Annotated in this window: 16 protein-coding genes; 13 read left to right on the top strand and 3 right to left on the bottom strand. The window is 70.4% G+C overall.

What is annotated here, in order from left to right:
- Window positions 1-42: 42 nt before the first annotated feature.
- Complete coding sequence (locus CLV46_RS08620; protein WP_100364391.1) at window positions 43-1,113, bottom strand: YihY/virulence factor BrkB family protein; 1,071 nt, start codon at window positions 1,111-1,113, stop codon at window positions 43-45.
- Window positions 1,106-1,381 carry a hypothetical protein gene (locus CLV46_RS08615; protein ID WP_100364390.1) on the bottom strand — a complete coding sequence of 92 codons (276 nt, stop codon included), beginning with the start codon at window positions 1,379-1,381 and terminating at the stop codon, window positions 1,106-1,108. Before CLV46_RS08615 ends, CLV46_RS08620 begins: the two co-directional genes overlap by 8 nt.
- A 114-nt stretch (window positions 1,382-1,495) precedes the next feature.
- Here CLV46_RS08615 and CLV46_RS08610 point away from each other — a divergent pair, with 114 nt between their 5' ends.
- Window positions 1,496-2,794: a M20/M25/M40 family metallo-hydrolase gene (locus tag CLV46_RS08610; RefSeq protein WP_100364389.1), complete on the top strand. Its 1,299-nt coding sequence runs from the start codon at window positions 1,496-1,498 to the stop codon at window positions 2,792-2,794.
- Window positions 2,795-2,805: 11 nt separating this feature from the next.
- Complete coding sequence (locus tag CLV46_RS08605) at window positions 2,806-3,648, top strand: undecaprenyl-diphosphate phosphatase (RefSeq protein ID WP_100364388.1); 843 nt, start codon at window positions 2,806-2,808, stop codon at window positions 3,646-3,648.
- 31 nt (window positions 3,649-3,679) lie between these two features.
- Here CLV46_RS08605 and CLV46_RS08600 read toward each other — a convergent pair whose 3' ends face one another.
- Entirely contained in the window at window positions 3,680-4,567 is an 888-nt protein-coding gene (locus CLV46_RS08600) for a PAC2 family protein (protein ID WP_245866668.1), read from the bottom strand.
- Window positions 4,568-4,664: 97 nt separating this feature from the next.
- On the opposite strand from CLV46_RS08600, the gene CLV46_RS08595 reads away from it, so the two are divergent.
- From CLV46_RS08595 to CLV46_RS08545, 11 genes are read left to right on the top strand one after another with little or no spacing between them, the layout of a single operon-like run.
- A complete protein-coding gene (locus CLV46_RS08595; RefSeq protein WP_281253564.1) occupies window positions 4,665-5,324 on the top strand; it encodes an HAD family hydrolase in 660 nt (219 codons plus the stop codon).
- The gene (locus CLV46_RS08590) at window positions 5,321-6,325 is read left to right on the top strand and encodes a tRNA (adenine-N1)-methyltransferase (RefSeq protein ID WP_100364385.1); all 1,005 of its coding nucleotides are present in this window, start codon (window positions 5,321-5,323) and stop codon (window positions 6,323-6,325) included. Before CLV46_RS08595 ends, CLV46_RS08590 begins: the two co-directional genes overlap by 4 nt.
- 48 nt (window positions 6,326-6,373) lie before the next feature.
- On the top strand, window positions 6,374-7,339 hold the full coding sequence (locus tag CLV46_RS08585; RefSeq protein ID WP_100364384.1) for an FKBP-type peptidyl-prolyl cis-trans isomerase: 966 nt from the start codon (window positions 6,374-6,376) through the stop codon (window positions 7,337-7,339).
- 50 nt (window positions 7,340-7,389) lie between these two features.
- Window positions 7,390-8,382 (top strand): helix-turn-helix transcriptional regulator, encoded by a 993-nt coding sequence (locus CLV46_RS08580; protein ID WP_245866666.1) that lies wholly within the window; start codon window positions 7,390-7,392, stop codon window positions 8,380-8,382.
- The gene (locus tag CLV46_RS08575; RefSeq protein WP_100364382.1) at window positions 8,375-9,352 is read left to right on the top strand and encodes a helix-turn-helix transcriptional regulator; all 978 of its coding nucleotides are present in this window, start codon (window positions 8,375-8,377) and stop codon (window positions 9,350-9,352) included. Before CLV46_RS08580 ends, CLV46_RS08575 begins: the two co-directional genes overlap by 8 nt.
- 25 nt (window positions 9,353-9,377) lie before the next feature.
- Window positions 9,378-9,722 carry a hypothetical protein gene (locus CLV46_RS08570; protein WP_100364381.1) on the top strand — a complete coding sequence of 115 codons (345 nt, stop codon included), beginning with the start codon at window positions 9,378-9,380 and terminating at the stop codon, window positions 9,720-9,722.
- A gap of 58 nt (window positions 9,723-9,780) precedes the next feature.
- Window positions 9,781-10,059, top strand: a complete 279-nt coding sequence (gene tatA, locus CLV46_RS08565) for a Sec-independent protein translocase subunit TatA (protein ID WP_100364380.1) — start codon at window positions 9,781-9,783, stop codon at window positions 10,057-10,059.
- Between the two features lie 4 nt (window positions 10,060-10,063).
- Window positions 10,064-10,867, top strand: coding sequence for a twin-arginine translocase subunit TatC (gene tatC / locus CLV46_RS08560; protein ID WP_342746109.1), 804 nt, complete (start codon window positions 10,064-10,066; stop codon window positions 10,865-10,867).
- Between the two features lie 46 nt (window positions 10,868-10,913).
- Window positions 10,914-13,316: a DEAD/DEAH box helicase gene (locus CLV46_RS08555; protein WP_100365971.1), complete on the top strand. Its 2,403-nt coding sequence runs from the start codon at window positions 10,914-10,916 to the stop codon at window positions 13,314-13,316.
- A gap of 21 nt (window positions 13,317-13,337) precedes the next feature.
- Window positions 13,338-14,873 (top strand): apolipoprotein N-acyltransferase, encoded by a 1,536-nt coding sequence (gene lnt, locus CLV46_RS08550; protein ID WP_100364379.1) that lies wholly within the window; start codon window positions 13,338-13,340, stop codon window positions 14,871-14,873.
- Window positions 14,866-15,573: a polyprenol monophosphomannose synthase gene (locus CLV46_RS08545; RefSeq protein WP_100364378.1), complete on the top strand. Its 708-nt coding sequence runs from the start codon at window positions 14,866-14,868 to the stop codon at window positions 15,571-15,573. The genes lnt and CLV46_RS08545 overlap by 8 nt, the downstream gene beginning before the upstream one ends.
- Window positions 15,574-15,587: the final 14 nt, after the last annotated feature.

The following is a 15,587-nucleotide window of genomic DNA, read 5'->3' as shown; positions in this document are numbered from 1 at the left end:
GACCGAGAGACGACACTAGCACGGATTCGGAGGGCCCCCGCGTCAGTCCTTGCGCTCCTCCGGGTGGCGCTCGTAGTAGCGCCGGATGCGCCATCCGGTCAGCCGGTCGGCGGCACGCTGGTCGGCCTTCTTGTCGCTCGCCTTCGTGTCGCGCGGCGGCAGCTTGAGCGTCTCCTCCGCCTCGAGCCCGGCCTGCAGCTCGCGGCCGCGTTCGAGCTCGGAGTCGAGCTCGGCGCCGAGCAGCAGCGCGTTGTTGCTGATCCAGATCCACAGCAGCAGCGCGATCACACCACCGAGCGAGCCGTAGGTCGCGTCGTAGTTCGAGAAGTTGCTCACGTAGATCGCGAATCCGACGGTGGCGAGCGCCCAGACGACGAGGGCGACGATCGATCCGATGCTCGTCCACTTGAACTTCGGCTGCTTCACGTTCGGCGCCGCGTAGTAGAGCAGCGCGAGCACGAACACGGCGATCGCGACGATGACCGGCCACTTGGCGATGTTCCACACGATGAGGGCGGCCTCGCCGAGGCCGATGACGTTCCCGATCGCCTCCGCCACCGGTCCGCTCAGCACGAGCAGCACGGCGGCGACCGTGAGCAGCAGCACCGAGACGATCGTCACGCCGAGCTGCATGGGCCGCAGCTTGAGGAACCCGCGGCCCTCCTCGATGCCGTAGATGCGGTTCATCGCGCGGCTGAAGGCACCCACGAAGCCGGACGCCGACCACAGGGCGCCGAGCAGGCCGGTCACAAACGCGAGACCGGCGGCGGGTTGCGAGGTGAGCGACTCCACCGGGCCCTTGATCGCCTCGAGGGTCTGGGAGTCCTGGATGAATCCGCCGATGATGTCGAGCACGGCGTCGGTCGTGCGCTCGGCCTCGCCGAAGAGCCCGAGGATCGACAGGGCGGCGAGGATCGCGGGGAAGATCGCGAGGACGGCGTAGTAGGTGAGCGCAGCGGCGAGATCGGTGCACTGGTCGGCGCTGAACTCGCGGAACGTCTTCTTGACGACGTACTTCCACGACTGCCCGTCGAGCTGCGTGGGGGAGTCCGGCTTGCGCGGGTCGTCCGGGTCGACGGACTGCTGCTCGCGCTTGCTCGCGTTCTCAACCACGGTTCTTCCTCCGGTCGATCACGGTCGCCGCGGTCATCCAGACGGCCACGGCGCCGAGCACCCCGGCGAGCGCCGCGAAGGCGCCCGGCGCCTTGCGGTAGTCGCGGCGGAAGCTCCCAGCCACGCGCAGCGCGTGCCAGCGCACGTCGAGGCGCTGACCGATGTCGTGCAGGGTTCCCTGCAGCTCGTCGCGGAGCAGGTCGATGTACAGCTCGATCTCGTTGCGTCCCGCACCGGAACGCAGCGCGGGTCGTTCGTCGCTTGCCATGCGGGCAGGCTACGCGCGGCGTCTCGGGACTCCGGGGTCGTTCCGGCGCCTCCCATGGGCCTCCCAGCGTGCCGGTCGGGCGGATGCGGGAAGGCGGCCGGGTAGCGTGGGCGCATGTCCGAGGAGCTCGACGAGACCGCACGCATCGCCCGCGACCTGATCCGGTTCGACACCACGAACTGGGGCGAAGGGCGCTCCCGCGGCGAGACGGAGGCCGCCGAGTACGTCGGCGCCATCCTCTCGGGCCTCGGGCTGGAACCCGAGTACGTCGAGTCCGAGCCGCGGCGCACGAGCGTCGTCGCGCGTGTGGCGGGAGCGGATCCGTCCAAGCCCGCCCTCGTCGTGCACGGGCACCTCGACGTCGTGCCCGCGGATGCCGCGAACTGGTCGGTCGACCCGTTCGGCGGGGAGATCCGCGACGGGATGCTGTGGGGCCGCGGCGCCGTCGACATGAAGAACATGGACGCGATGATCCTCACCGCGCTGCAGGACATCCTCGGCAGCGGTCGCCGCCCGGCGCGCGACCTCGTCGTCGCGTTCTTCGCCGACGAGGAGGCCGGCGGCGTGCTCGGCTCGCACTGGCTCGTCGACCACCGTCCCGAGCTCTTCGCGGGCGCGACGGAGGCGATCAGCGAGGTCGGCGGGTACTCGATCACCCTCGCGGGGGAACGTGCCTACCTGCTGCAGACGGGGGAGAAGGCGCTCGTCTGGGTGCGCCTGCGCGCCCGCGGCACCGCGGCGCACGGGTCGCGGGTCATGCGCGACAACGCGATCACCCGGCTCGCGGAGGCGATCGTCGTGCTCGGCCGCCGCGACTGGCCGGTGCGGCTCACCGAGACGACCGAGCGGCTCGTCGCCGAGCTCGCCGCGCTGCTCGGCGTGGATCCGCAGCGCGTCTCTCCCGACGAGGTCGTGCTCGGCACCGGCACCGCTGCCGGCTTCATCCAGGCGACCCTGCGCACGACGACCAACCCGACCCTGCTCACCGCCGGCTACAAGCACAACGTCATCCCCGACACGGCCGAGGCCCTCGTCGACATCCGCACCCTGCCGGGGGAGGAGGACGAGGTGCTCGCCGAGGTGCAGCGCCTCGTCGGCGACGACATCGAGATCGAGGTCGTGCACCGCGATGTCGGGCTCGAGAACCCGTTCTCGGGCCGGCTCGTCGAGACCATGGTCGAGGCGCTGCACCGCCACGACCCGGGCGTGCCGGTGCTGCCGTACCTGATGAGCGGTGGAACGGACAACAAGGCCCTCAGTAAGCTCGGGATCACCGGATACGGATTCGCGCCGCTGCGACTGCCCGCCGAGCTCGACTTCCCCGGCATGTTCCATGGGGTCGACGAGCGGGTCCCGCTCGATTCCCTCTCGTTCGGGCGCCGGGTGCTGACCGACCTCCTCCTCGCCTACTGAAACGGATACCCGTGGGTCTTCTCGAAGCCATCGTCCTGGGTCTCATCCAGGGTCTGACCGAGTTCCTGCCGATCTCGTCGAGCGCGCACCTGCGCATCGCCGGCGAGTTCCTGCCGAGCGCGACCGACCCCGGTGCCACGTTCACCGCGATCACGCAGATCGGCACCGAGCTCGCGGTCGTCGTCTACTTCTGGCGCGACATCGTCAGAATCATCGGCAAGTGGTTCCGCCACTTCGGCACGGCCTCCGGCATCGAGCGGAACGACCCGGACGTGCGGATGGGCTGGCTCATCATCATCGGCTCGATCCCGATCGTCATCGTCGGGGTGCTGTTCCAGGAGTACATCCGCTCGACGTTCCGGTCGCTGTGGCTCATCGCGATCGTGCTCATCGTGTTCGGCATCCTGCTCGGCGTCGCCGACCGCATCGGCTCGCGTCGCCGCCAGCTGACCGACCTGACCTACCCGCACGGCGTCTACTACGGACTCGCGCAGACCCTCGCGCTCATCCCCGGCGTCTCGCGCTCGGGCGCGACGACGACGATGGGCCGGCTGCTCGGCTACGACCGTCCGGCCGCCGCGCAGTACGCGTTCCTGCTCGCGATCCCCGCGGTCTTCGGCAGCGGGCTCTACGAGCTCTACAACAGCGTCACCGAGCCGCAGGTCGACAGCCCGTTCACCGGCATCGAGACCGCCGTCGCGACGGTCGTCGCCTTCGGTGTCGGGCTCGCGGTCATCGCCTTCCTGATGAGCTACATCAAGAAGCGCTCGTTCCTGCCGTTCGTGATCTACCGCATCCTGCTCGGCGGCGTGCTCATCGTGCTGCTCTCGACCGGAGTGCTCGACCCGCTCTGATCGGGCATGACCCGGCCCGCCGGGCGTCGGCTCAGACGACGGGCGGGTCGGGGCGCCACGGCTCGTCGCCCGCCTGCCCGGGGCTGCGGCCGTCACGGCCGTCACGCCGGCGCAGGTAGCGCTCGAACTCCTCGGCGATCGCGTCACCGCTCGCCTCGGGGGAGTCGACGGTGTCGCGGGCCTGTTCGAGCTGCTCGATGTACGACGACATGTCGTCGTCGTCGCTCGCGAGCGCGTCGATGCCGCTCTCCCATGCCGCGGCCTCCTCGACGAGGTCACCGCGGGGGATGTCGACGCCGAGGATGGACTCGAGCCTCTCGATGAGCGCGAGCGTCGCCTTGGGCGACGGGGCGTTGTGCACGTAGTGCGGAACGGACGCCCAGATCGACAGCGACGGGATCTCCCGCTGGCGCGCCGCGTCGCCGAGCACGCTGAGGATGCCCACCGGACCCTCATAGGTGCTGCGCTCGAACCCGAACTCCGCCCGAACGGCCGGGTCGTCGCTCGAGGCGAACACCGAGATGGGGCGCGTGTGCGGCACGTCGGCGAGCATCGCGCCGAGCAGCACGATGCCGTCGATCTCCCGGTCGACGACGATGTCGAGGATCTCCTGCGCGAACGTCTTCCAGCCGCGCGAGGGTTCCGTGCCGAGCAGCAGGTGGATGCGGGCCGTCGGGTCGACGGGGGCGAAGACGGTGACGCTCGGCCAGATCAGCACCCGCTCACCGTCGTCGTCGATCGCCACGGTGGGGCGGTTGAACTGGTAGTCGAAGTAGTCCTCCGGCTCGACCTCGGCGATCGGTTCGACCTCGAAATGGTCCCGGAGAACGCGCACCGCACCGCTCGCCGCCTCGCCGGCATCGTTCCAGCCCTCGAATGCCACGACCAGCAACCGGCCCTGCGCGAAAGTGTCTGCCACGTGTGTCCTCGCTCCCCGGTGTGAAGGCCCGGGGCCCGGAACCAGGATAGGACGGCGCGCACGGCCCGCCGAGCCGTCGTGGCTAGACTCGTGCGTCGTGACCCTCCCCGCCGCCGTCCTCTTCGACATGGACGGGACCCTGATCGACTCGGAACCGTACTGGTTCGCCGCCGAGGAGTGGATCGTCGGCGAGTTCGGCGGATCCTGGGACCACGAGAAGAGCCTGGAGCTGATCGGCCAGGGCCTGTGGCACAGCGCCCGCATCCTGCAGTCCCACGGCGTGGCGCTCTCGGAGGACGAGATCATCGACCGCCTGACGACCCGTGTGCTCGAGCAGGTCGCCCTCGAGGTGCCGTGGCGCCCGGGCGCCCTCGAGCTGTTGCGCGAGGTGCGTGAGGCGGGACTGCCGACCGCGCTCGTCACCATGTCGATCCGCCGGTTCGCCTCCCGGATCGCCGAGGTCGCCGGCGACGTGTTCGACGTCATCGTCACGGGCGACGAGGTCGAGCACTCCAAACCGCATCCCGAGGCCTACCTCACCGCGGCGCGGCTGCTCGGCGTCGACCCGGCGCACTGCGTCGCGATCGAGGACTCCCCGCCCGGGCTCGCCTCCGCGGTCGCCGCGGGGACCGTGGCGATCGGAGTGCCGCACATCGCCGAACTCGCGCCGTCATCCGACTACACCGTGTGGCCCACCCTCGCCGGTCGCACCGTCGACGACCTGCGGGAACTCGCGCTGAGCGGACGCACCTCATGACCGCGCGACGGCAGAACGGTCCGTTCCGCGCGGGGGACCGCGTGCAGCTCACCGGTCCCAAGGGCCGGATGAACACCATCACGCTCGAGCCGGGCAAGGAGTTCCACACGCACCGCGGGGCGCTCGAACACGACCGCATCATCGGATTGCCCGACGGCTCGGTCGTCACGAGCAGCAACGGCATCGAATACCTCGCGCTGCGTCCGCTGCTCAACGACTTCGTCATGTCGATGCCGCGCGGAGCGGCGATCGTCTACCCGAAGGACGCCGCGCAGGTGCTCGCGTTCGCCGACATCTTCCCCGGGGCCACGGTCGTCGAGGCCGGCGTCGGCTCCGGGGCCCTCACGCTCTGGCTGCTGCGTGCCGCCGGGCCGACCGGTCGGGTGCACTCCTTCGAGCGCCGCGCCGAGTTCGCCGACGTCGCCCGCGGCAACGTCGCGAGCTTCCTCGGTGAGGAGCCCGACTACTGGAAGCTGACCGTCGGCGACCTCGTCGAGTCGCTGCCCGACGCCGTCGCCCCGGGCAGCGTCGACCGGGTCGTGCTCGACATGCTCGCCCCGTGGGAGTGCGTCGAGGCCGTCGCCGACGCCCTCACGCCCGGCGGCCTCGTCGTCTGCTACGTCGCCACCGTGACCCAGCTCTCCCGCACTGCCGAAGCGCTGCGCTCCTCCGGTCTGTTCACCGAGCCCGACCCGTTCGAGACCCTCGTGCGCGGCTGGCACGTCGACGGACTCGCCGTGCGCCCCGATCACCGCATGGTCGGACACACCGGCTTCCTCGTCACCGCGCGGCGGCTCGCCCCGGGCGCCGTGCTGCCCAAGCGGGCGCAACGCGCGTCGAAGACCGACTACACCGACGAGGACGTCGAGGCCTGGACGCCCGGTGCCGTGGGGGAGCGGATCACGAGCGACAAGCGCCTCCGCAAGGCCGGTCGCCAGGCTCAGGCCACCGCCCGCCTCGCCGCGGACGCCGAGTCCGGCGACGATTCGCCGAGTCGGTAGAGTTGGTGCTGCTCATCGGGCAGCTCGAGTCAAAGGGAATGAGGATCCGTGCGCACTATCCCCGCGCTCATCGCCGTCGCCGTGCTCGGAACGACGCTCGTGGCGTGCAGTTCGCCGGCGGACCCCTCGCACTGCACCCCGACCTTCCCGAGCGGCCAGACCGCGAGCGTCGTGGAGGCGACCGGTCGCATCGGCCAGGAGCCCGACGTGAGCTTCCCCACCCCGCTCGTCACCAAGAGCGCCCAGGTCACCACCGTCTCCGCCGGGGACGGATCGCTCCTGCAGTCCGGCGAGGTCGCCGACCTGCAGATCTCCCTCTACGCCGGCACGAGCGGCGACCTGCTGACCTCGTCGAGCTATGACGAGGCCGAGCCGGTGCGCCGCACCGTCGGTGCCGAGGACGATATGTTCGCCCAGGCCGTCGAGTGCGCGACCGTCGGGTCGCGCGTCGCGTTCGCCGCGACGGTCGAGGACATCTACGGTGCCGATCAGCTCAACCCGGAGCTCGGACTCGGCAACGACGACACCCTCGTCGCCGTCATCGACGTCGAGCGCGGCTACCTCGGCAAGGCGAACGGCGCCAACCAGCTCGCCGAGAACGGCCTGCCCGCGGTCGTCACGGCGCCGGATGGGCGTCCCGGCATCAGCGTGCCCAACCAGGCCCCGCCCGCCGACACCCGCGTGTCCGTGCTCAAGCGCGGCGACGGCACCAAGGTGAAGGAGGGCGACCAGGTCGTCGCCCACTACACCGGACTCGTCTGGGACACCGGCACCGTCTTCCAGTCGTCGTGGGACAACGGCATCCCCGCGACGCTCCCGGCGGTCAGCCTCGAGGACGACCCGCAGGCCGGTCTCGTGCCCGGTTTCGCCGACGCGATCATCGGCAGCACGGTCGGTTCGCAGCTGCTCATCGTCATCGCCCCGGAGGACGGCTACCCCGAGGGTTCGTGGCCCCAGGGCATCCCCGAGGGATCTACCATGGTCTTCGTCGTCGACGTTCTGGGGATCCAGTAAGTCGGAGAACACCGACACTGGCCGGGTGTCCTGAGCGAAGGATGGATTCCGTGCCTGCCGCAGCGATTCCGCGCGTTCCCGTCGAGGAACGGCTGTTCAGCCTCGTGCTCGCGCTCCTCGCGACCGAGACCGGGCTGACGAAGACCGAGATCCTCTCGACCGTGCAGGGGTACCGTCAGCGCTACTCGCGCGCCGGTGACAACGCGAACCTCGAGCGTCAGTTCGAGCGCGACAAGGACGACATCCGCGAGCTCGGCGTGCCGCTCGAGACCGTCGAGTCGCCCGGAGACGCCGGCAACAACCAGAACCTGCGCTACCGCATCCCGAAGGGCGCGTACGACCTGCCCGCCGACATCACGTTCTCGGCGGAGGAGACGGCACTGCTCGGTCTCGCGGCGATGGTGTGGCGCGAGGGATCGATCTCGTCGGAGTCGCGCCGTGCCCTGCTCAAACTGCGCTCGCTCGGCGTGCAGGCGGCCGAACCCGTGCTCGCCTACCTGCCGCGGGTGCGCTCCCGCGACGCCGCGTTCGAGCCGCTGCGCTCCGCGCTCGACCGGCACGTCGTCGTGCAGTTCGACTACCTCAAGCCCGGGCAGCGCGACGCTCGACGGCGCACCGTCGAGCCGATCGCCCTCATCCAGCACCGCGGCCGTTGGCTGCTGCACGCCCACGACCGCGATGCGGAGGGCACGCGCAACTTCCTGCTGCGCCGCATCGTGAGCCCGGTCACCGTGACCACGAAGGGCTACACCGCCTACCCGCCCGAGGCGACCGAGCGCGCCCGCCACGAACTCGAGGAGATCTGGGCGGCCCGCACCGCGGAGCTGCGGGTCGAACCGGGCAGCGACGCCGAGACGCGGCTGAGCAAGCGGCGGGACAGCCGCCGCACCGACGACGGAGCGCTCATCGTGCACTACACCGACGCGGAGCTGCTCGCCGACGAGCTCGCCGCCCACGGTCCCGAGGTGCTCGTGGTGTCGCCGCCGGAACTGCGGGACTCGGTACGGGCCCGCCTGCTGCGGACGGCGGAGGATCATGGCTGAGCGCGCGAAGCCGATGCACGCGCAGGACAAGCTCGCGTTCCTGCTCTCCCTCGTGCCCTACCTGATGGACCACGACCGCGTCACCGTGCGCGAGACGGCCGCGCACTTCGGCGTGCCGGAGGAGCAGATCCGGGATGCGGTGCGCCTGATCGCGGTGAGCGGCGTGCCGGGGGAGACCTCGTCGTACCAGCACAGCGATCTGTTCGACATCGCCTGGGACGACTTCGAGGAGAACGACCAGATCGTGCTCACCAACCTGGTGGCGATCGACGACTCCCCGCGGTTCTCCGCTCGCGAGGCGGCCGCGCTCATCGCCGGGTTGCAGTACCTCTCGTCGTTGCCCGAGCACGTCGACAGCGCCGGCATCGCGTCGCTCATGGTGAAGCTCTCGCGGGGGGCGTCCGCCCAGCCGAGCCAGGTCGCCGTCGACGCCTCCGATGCGAGCGCGTTGCTCGATCCGATCCGGGAGTCGGTCGCCCGCGGCGTGCAGCTCGAGTTCGACTACGTCAACTCCCGCGGCGAGCGGGAGCGGCGTCGCGTCGACCCGCTGCGGGTCGAGTCGACGGATGCGGACTGGTACCTGCGCGGCTGGTGCCACCTCCGGCGGGCCGTGCGCACCTTCCGTCTCGACCGCATGTCCGAGGTGCGGGTGACGGACGAGCCGATCACCTACCGCGTCGGCGACATCCCGCTGCCCGACACGCTGTTCGAGGGTTCACCGGACGATCTGCTCGTGACCCTCGACGTGGAGCCCGCCGCGCTGCCGTTGCTCGCGGACTACGTGCCCGAGGGCAGCACGTCGACCGAGGTCGGCGGCCGCATCCGCACCACCATCCGCGTCTCGCACTACCACGGGCTCAAGCGGCTCATCGCGGGCATGTCCGGCGTCGCCACGGTGGTCGAGCCCGCCGCCGCCCGCCACGCGGTCGCGGAGTGGGCCGCCGCCGGAGCCGCACGCTACGACTCGTGATCCGGCCGACGACCGGGGCGGGCCGATGACCCTCCTGCTGGTGCTGCTCGGAATCCTGTTCCTCGGGCTGCTCTGGTACGGCACGGGGCGGGCACGCCGCCGGCGACGGGCGCTGCTGCTGGAGCGCGGCGTGCGCAGCCCGGGCCGGGCGATGCGCGTGCGCTGGAGCGGACGGGAGCGCACCGCGGTGCGGTTCGACCACGACGACAGGTCGTGGGAGGCCGTCGTCGTGCGCGCGGACCCGCGCGCCGCCCGCCACCTCGCCGGTCGCGCCGTCGCGATCCACCTGCCGGGGCGCTCGACCGACGCTCTCGTGAGCTTCGAAGGCGATCCGCGCATCTACCGGGCGATCCGCAGACGCGCGACGTAGACTGGACGCACGGAGACCGCGGATCCGTCGCGGCGCCCCAGACGAAGGATGGACCGGCATGCTCGGCAATCTCACCGGATGGCACCTGCTCGTCATCGTGCTCATCGTGCTGCTGTTGTTCGGCGCGCCGAAGCTCCCGCAGCTCGCCCGCAGCCTCGGGCAGTCGATGCGCATCTTCCGCAAGGAAGTGAAGACCATGAACGAGGAACGCGAGACCGAGGCCCCGCGCGCGGCCGACTCCGACCTCGACGACCCGTACCGCGACGACGCGGCCCCGCGGGCGGCGCGTCCCGAGACCTCGACGCGCGCGAACGACAGCACGCGCCCGAAGCCCTAGCACGGTGGCCGCGACCCGCTGGAAGAAGAAACGGGGACGCGACGACGAGGGGCGGATGACGCTCGGCGAGCATCTGCTCGAGCTGCGCAAGCGCCTCACGATCTCGGCGATCGCGATCCTCGTCGCGGCCGTCGGGGGCTTCATCGTCTCCGAATGGGTGCTCGACCTCATCACCGAGCCGATCATCGCGTTCGCGGAGGCGGGGGACCGCAACGCGAACCTCAACTTCCAGAACGTGACGACCGGGTTCGACCTGCGACTGCAGATCGCCCTCACGATCGGCATCGTCGCATCGTGCCCGGTGTGGCTCTACCAGGTGTGGGCGTTCCTCGTGCCCGGACTGGTGCGCAAGGAGAAGATCTATGCGATCTCGTTCCTCGGCGCCGCGATCCCGCTGTTCTTCGCCGGATGCGCGGCGGGCTGGCTCGTCATGCCGCACATCGTCGAACTCATGCTCGGCTTCGTCGATCCCGAGTACGTCGCGAACCTCGACGCGAAGGGCTTCTTCGACTTCGTGCTCAAGCTGCTGCTCGCGACCGGCATCGCGTTCGTGCTGCCGGTGTTCCTCGTGCTGCTCAACTTCGTCGGGGTGCTGTCCGCGAAGGCGATCCTCAAGGGATGGCGCGTCGCGATCCTCGTGATCTTCCTCTTCACCGCCATCGCGACCCCCGCCGCCGACGTGCTGTCGATGTTCCTGCTCGCGATCCCGATGATCGTGCTCTACTTCATCGCCGCGGGCATCGCGGCGCTCAACGACCGCCGCGTCTCCCGACGCAACGCTCAGCTTGAGGAATCGCTCGCCGCCTGAGCCTAGGCTCGGAGGTGTGAGCACCGAACTGTCGCCGGCGGAGCGGATGGCGGCGTGGAAGTCGCGCCAGGCGCATCCGCGCCTCGAGGCCTTCGAACGTCAGCTGTCGTTCCCGCTCGACCCCTTCCAGCGTGCCTCGTGCGAGGTGCTCGAGGAGGGGCGCAGCGTGCTCGTCGCCGCGCCGACTGGCGCCGGGAAGACGATCGTCGCCGAGTTCGCGGTGTTCCTCGCGATGTTCCACCCCACCGCGAAGGTCTTCTACACGGCGCCGATGAAGGCGCTCAGCAACCAGAAGTACCGGGAGCTCGTCGACGTGTACGGCCCGTCGGAGGTGGGTCTTCTCACCGGCGACACCAACGTCAACAGTTCGGCGCGCATCGTCGTCATGACGACCGAGGTGCTGCGCAACATGCTCTACGCCGACTCGGACCTGCTGCGCGACCTCACCTACGTCGTCATGGACGAGGTGCACTATCTCGCCGACCGGTTCCGCGGGGCTGTGTGGGAGGAGGTCATCATCCACCTGCCGTCGAAGGTGCGGCTGATCTCCCTGAGCGCGACGGTGTCGAACGCCGAGGAGTTCGGCGACTGGCTGCAGGCGGTGCGCGGCGAGACCGACGTCATCGTGTCGGAGGACCGCCCGGTGCCGCTCGATCAGCACGTGCTCGTGCGGTCGAAGCTCGTCGACCTCTTCGACTCCTCGGGGCAGGCCGCGACCAATCGCGTGAACCCGGAGCTCGTCCGCCTGACCGGGTCGTCGAGTTCGCGGGACGCCGGACGGTGGAACGGGCGGCAACCGAGCCGGCCGCGGGGCGGGGACTGGCGGCCGGATCGCATGGACCGTCCCGATATCGTCGAGCTGCTGCGGTCGAAGAACCTGCTGCCTGCGATCTTCTTCATCTTCAGCCGAGTCGGCTGCGACTCGGCCGTCCGCCAGGTGCTGCGCGCCGGAGTGCGGCTCACCGAGGGCTGGGAGCGCGACGAGATCCGCGCCATCGTCGAGGACCGCTGCCGCACCCTGCGCGATGAGGACCTCGCCGTGCTCGGCTACTGGGAGTGGCTCGAGGGCCTCGAGCGGGGCGTCGCCGCCCACCACGCCGGACTGCTGCCCGCCTTCAAGGAGGTCGTCGAGGAGCTCTTCCAGCGCAAGCTCGTGAAGGTCGTCTTCGCGACCGAGACCCTCGCCCTCGGCATCAACATGCCGGCGCGAACGGTCGTGCTCGAAAAGCTCGAGAAGTTCAACGGCGAGGCCCGCGTTCCGATCACGCCGGGGGAGTACACCCAGCTCACCGGTCGCGCCGGACGGCGCGGCATCGACGTCGAGGGCCACTCCGTCATCCAGTGGTCCGGTGGGCTCGACCCGCAGAGTGTCGCGTCGCTCGCGAGCCGGCGCAGCTACCCGCTCAACTCGAGCTTCCGCCCGAGCTACAACATGGCCGTCAACCTCATCAACCAGTTCGGTCGTGACCGCACCCGCGAGATCCTCGAGAGCTCCTTCGCCCAGTTCCAGGCCGATCGCGCCGTCGTCGACCTCGCCCGCAAGGTGCGGGCGCAGCGCGAGTCGCTCGAGGGCTACGAGAAGGCGATGCAGTGCCATCTCGGGGACTTCCGGGAGTACTGGAGCATCCGGCGCGAGCTCACCGACATCGAGAAATCCGGCCACGCCCGCGCCGACGTGCAGTCCCGCGCGGAGCGGGACCGGCGCCAGCACCGGCTCACCGCCTTGAGGCGCAAGCTCCGCCAGCACCCGTGCCACGGCTGCAGCGATCGCGAACAGCACGCCCGGTGGGCCGAACGCTGGAGCCGACTGAAGAAGCAGACCGACCAGCTCGCCGGCCAGATCAACTCCCGCACCGGGGTCGTGGCGAAGATCTTCGACCGGGTGACGGACGTGCTGCTCGAGCGCGGGTACCTCGTGCGCGAGGATTCCGGAGCCGTCTCGCTCGGACCGTACGGAGGCATGCTGCGCCGCATCTACGGCGAGCGCGACCTGCTCGTCGCCGAGTGCCTGCGCACGAAGGTGTGGGATCGGCTCGACCCCGCGGCTCTCGCCGCGATGGCCGCGACGATCGTCTACGAGGCACGCCGCGACGAGGGGGAGGTGTACGACCGCAACCTGCCGCGCGGCCCGTTCCGCGAGGCCCTCGACGCGACGACGGACCTGTGGAGCCGACTCGACGACCTCGAGCGGGAGCACCGCCTGCCGGGCAGCGACCCGCTCTCGACCGGTCTCGCCCTCGCGATGCACCGTTGGGCGACCGGCGCGAGCCTCGACACGGTACTGAGCCTCGCCGATCTCGCCGCGGGCGACTTCGTGCGCTGGACGAAGCAGACCATCGACCTGCTCGACCAGCTCTCGGTGGTCGCCGATCAGCCGGTCGGGTCGACCGCCCGCCGTGCCCTCGACGCCATCCGGCGCGGCATCGTCGCGTACAGTTCGGTCGCCTGACGAGCGATTAGGCTCGAGCCGATGCTCGAGACTCCCGCCGTCGTGCCCCTGGTGCCCCGGTGGCTGGGCCTCGCACTCGCCGCCGGGTCCGGATTCGTGCTCGACGCGGCCTTCCCTGATCGCGGGTGGTGGCCGCTCATCCTCCCCGGCATCGCGATGGTGCTCATCGCGTTGCGGGGCGCGTCGTGGCGGTGGGCGGCGCTCGTCGGCTTCATCGCCGGCTGGTCGTTCTACCTCGTGCACGTCGGGTGGATGACGCTCTTCCTCGGCCCGGTGCCCTACCTCGCGCTCACGATCCTCGAGGCGTTGTTCTTCGCCGCGGGATCGGTGCTCATCGCGCTCGCGTACCGTTTCGTCGCGCCGGCCTGGCCGGGCGCGCTCGCCCGGATGCTGTGGGTGCCGCTCGTGGTTGCGGGCCTCTGGACCGCGCGCGAGGGCATCGCCGCCACGTGGCCGTACGGTGGCTTCTCGTGGGGACGGGTGGCGTTCTCGCAATCGGCGAGCCCGGTCTCCGACGCCTTCGCCTGGCTGGGCGCATCCGGCGTGTCGTTCCTGCTCCTGCTCACGGTGGCGATGGCGATCGAGGCGGTGCTGCTGGCCGGCCGGCCGGTGCTCGCGCGCGTCACCGCGGTCACCGCGGTCGGTTCGCTGCTCGTGCTGCTGCCGGCGTGGTCGGCCCCGGACAACGGGGAGCTCACGGTCGCCGCCGTGCAGGGCAACGCCAAGGCCGGATACTTCGACGTCCGCGAACCGGGCGACAACCTGGCCGATCAGATCGAGGCGACGCGGCCCCTCTACGGCGACGACGTCGACGTCGTGGTGTGGCCCGAAGGAGGATCCGACCTCGACCCGCTGCGGTCCGCATACGCCGAGCGCGCCTTCGACACGGTCGCCACCAGGATGGATGCCCCGCTCATCGCCGGGGCGATCACGCAGGTGGGGGAGCGGTACTTCAACACCTCCCTGCTGTGGGTGCCGGGGGAACGCGCGGTCGATGGCTACGACAAGAAGCACCCCGTGCCGTTCGGCGAATACGTGCCGGATCGGCAGTTCTGGGCGATGTTCGCCCCGGATCTGATCGGCATGATCGGCCGGGAGTACACCCCGGGGACGCGTGACTCCGTCTTCGAACTGCCCGCGGGGGCACGCGTCGGGGTGAACATCTGCTTCGACATCGTCGACGACGCCCTCATGCGCGCGAGCGTGCGCGACGGCGCGCAGATCATCTTCGCGCAGACCAACAACGCCGACTTCGGCCGCACCGACGAGAGCGTGCAGCAGCTCGCCATCGCACGCATCCGGGCCATCGAGACCGGTCGTGCGCTCGTCAACATCTCCACCGTCGGCACGAGTGCCGCGATCCTGCCCGACGGCACGATCGTCGATCAGCTGCCGACGTATGAAGCGGGCCGCATCGTCGAGACGCTGCCGTTGCGCGACACGGTGACGCCGGCGGTCGCCGTCGGCGGCGCGCTCGAGCTCGTACTCGGCGGACTCGGCCTGCTCGGTCTCGCCGCCGGCGTCTCGGCTTCGCGCGGCGGGAGGGTCCGTGGCTGACACGCTCGTGATCGTGCCGACCTACAACGAGATCGAGAGCCTCGAGCGTCTGGTCGGGCGGGTACGTCAGGCGGTGCCCGACGCCGATGTGCTCATCGTCGACGACGCGAGTCCCGATGGCACCGGCGGTCTCGCCGATCGGCTCGCCGCGGACGATGCGGCCATCACGGTGCTGCACCGACCGGGCAAACAAGGGCTCGGACGGGCGTACCTCGAGGGGTTCGCCCGCGCGTTCGACCGCGGATACGAGTACGTCGTCGAGATCGACGCGGACGGATCGCACGACCCCGTCGACCTCGTGCCGATGCTCGCCCTCGCGCGCGGCGCGGATCTCGTGATCGGCTCGCGCTGGGTTCCGGGCGGTGAGGTGCGCAACTGGCCGTGGCCCCGTCGACTCATCTCACGTCTGGGCAATGCGTACGCGCGGCGCGTGCTGCGCAGCAGGATCCGCGACATCACGGCCGGGTTCCGGGTCTACCGGGCGACCGCGCTGCGGGCGCTCGAACTCGACCGTGTCTCCTCGCAGGGTTACTGCTTCCAGGTGGAGATGGCGTGGCGCGTGGAATTGTCCGGAGGACGCGTGCTCGAGCATCCGATCGCCTTCGTCGAACGGGCGGACGGCCGCTCGAAGATGCACGCGGGGATCGTGGCCGAGGCGCTCGTCCGGGTCACGGCTTGGGCCGTCCGAGGACGCCCGTAGACGACCCTGAACGG

The sequence above is a fragment of the Diaminobutyricimonas aerilata genome (assembly GCF_002797715.1).
Lineage (GTDB): Bacteria > Actinomycetota > Actinomycetes > Actinomycetales > Microbacteriaceae > Diaminobutyricimonas > Diaminobutyricimonas aerilata.
This window is presented reverse-complemented; position numbering and strand designations above follow the sequence as displayed.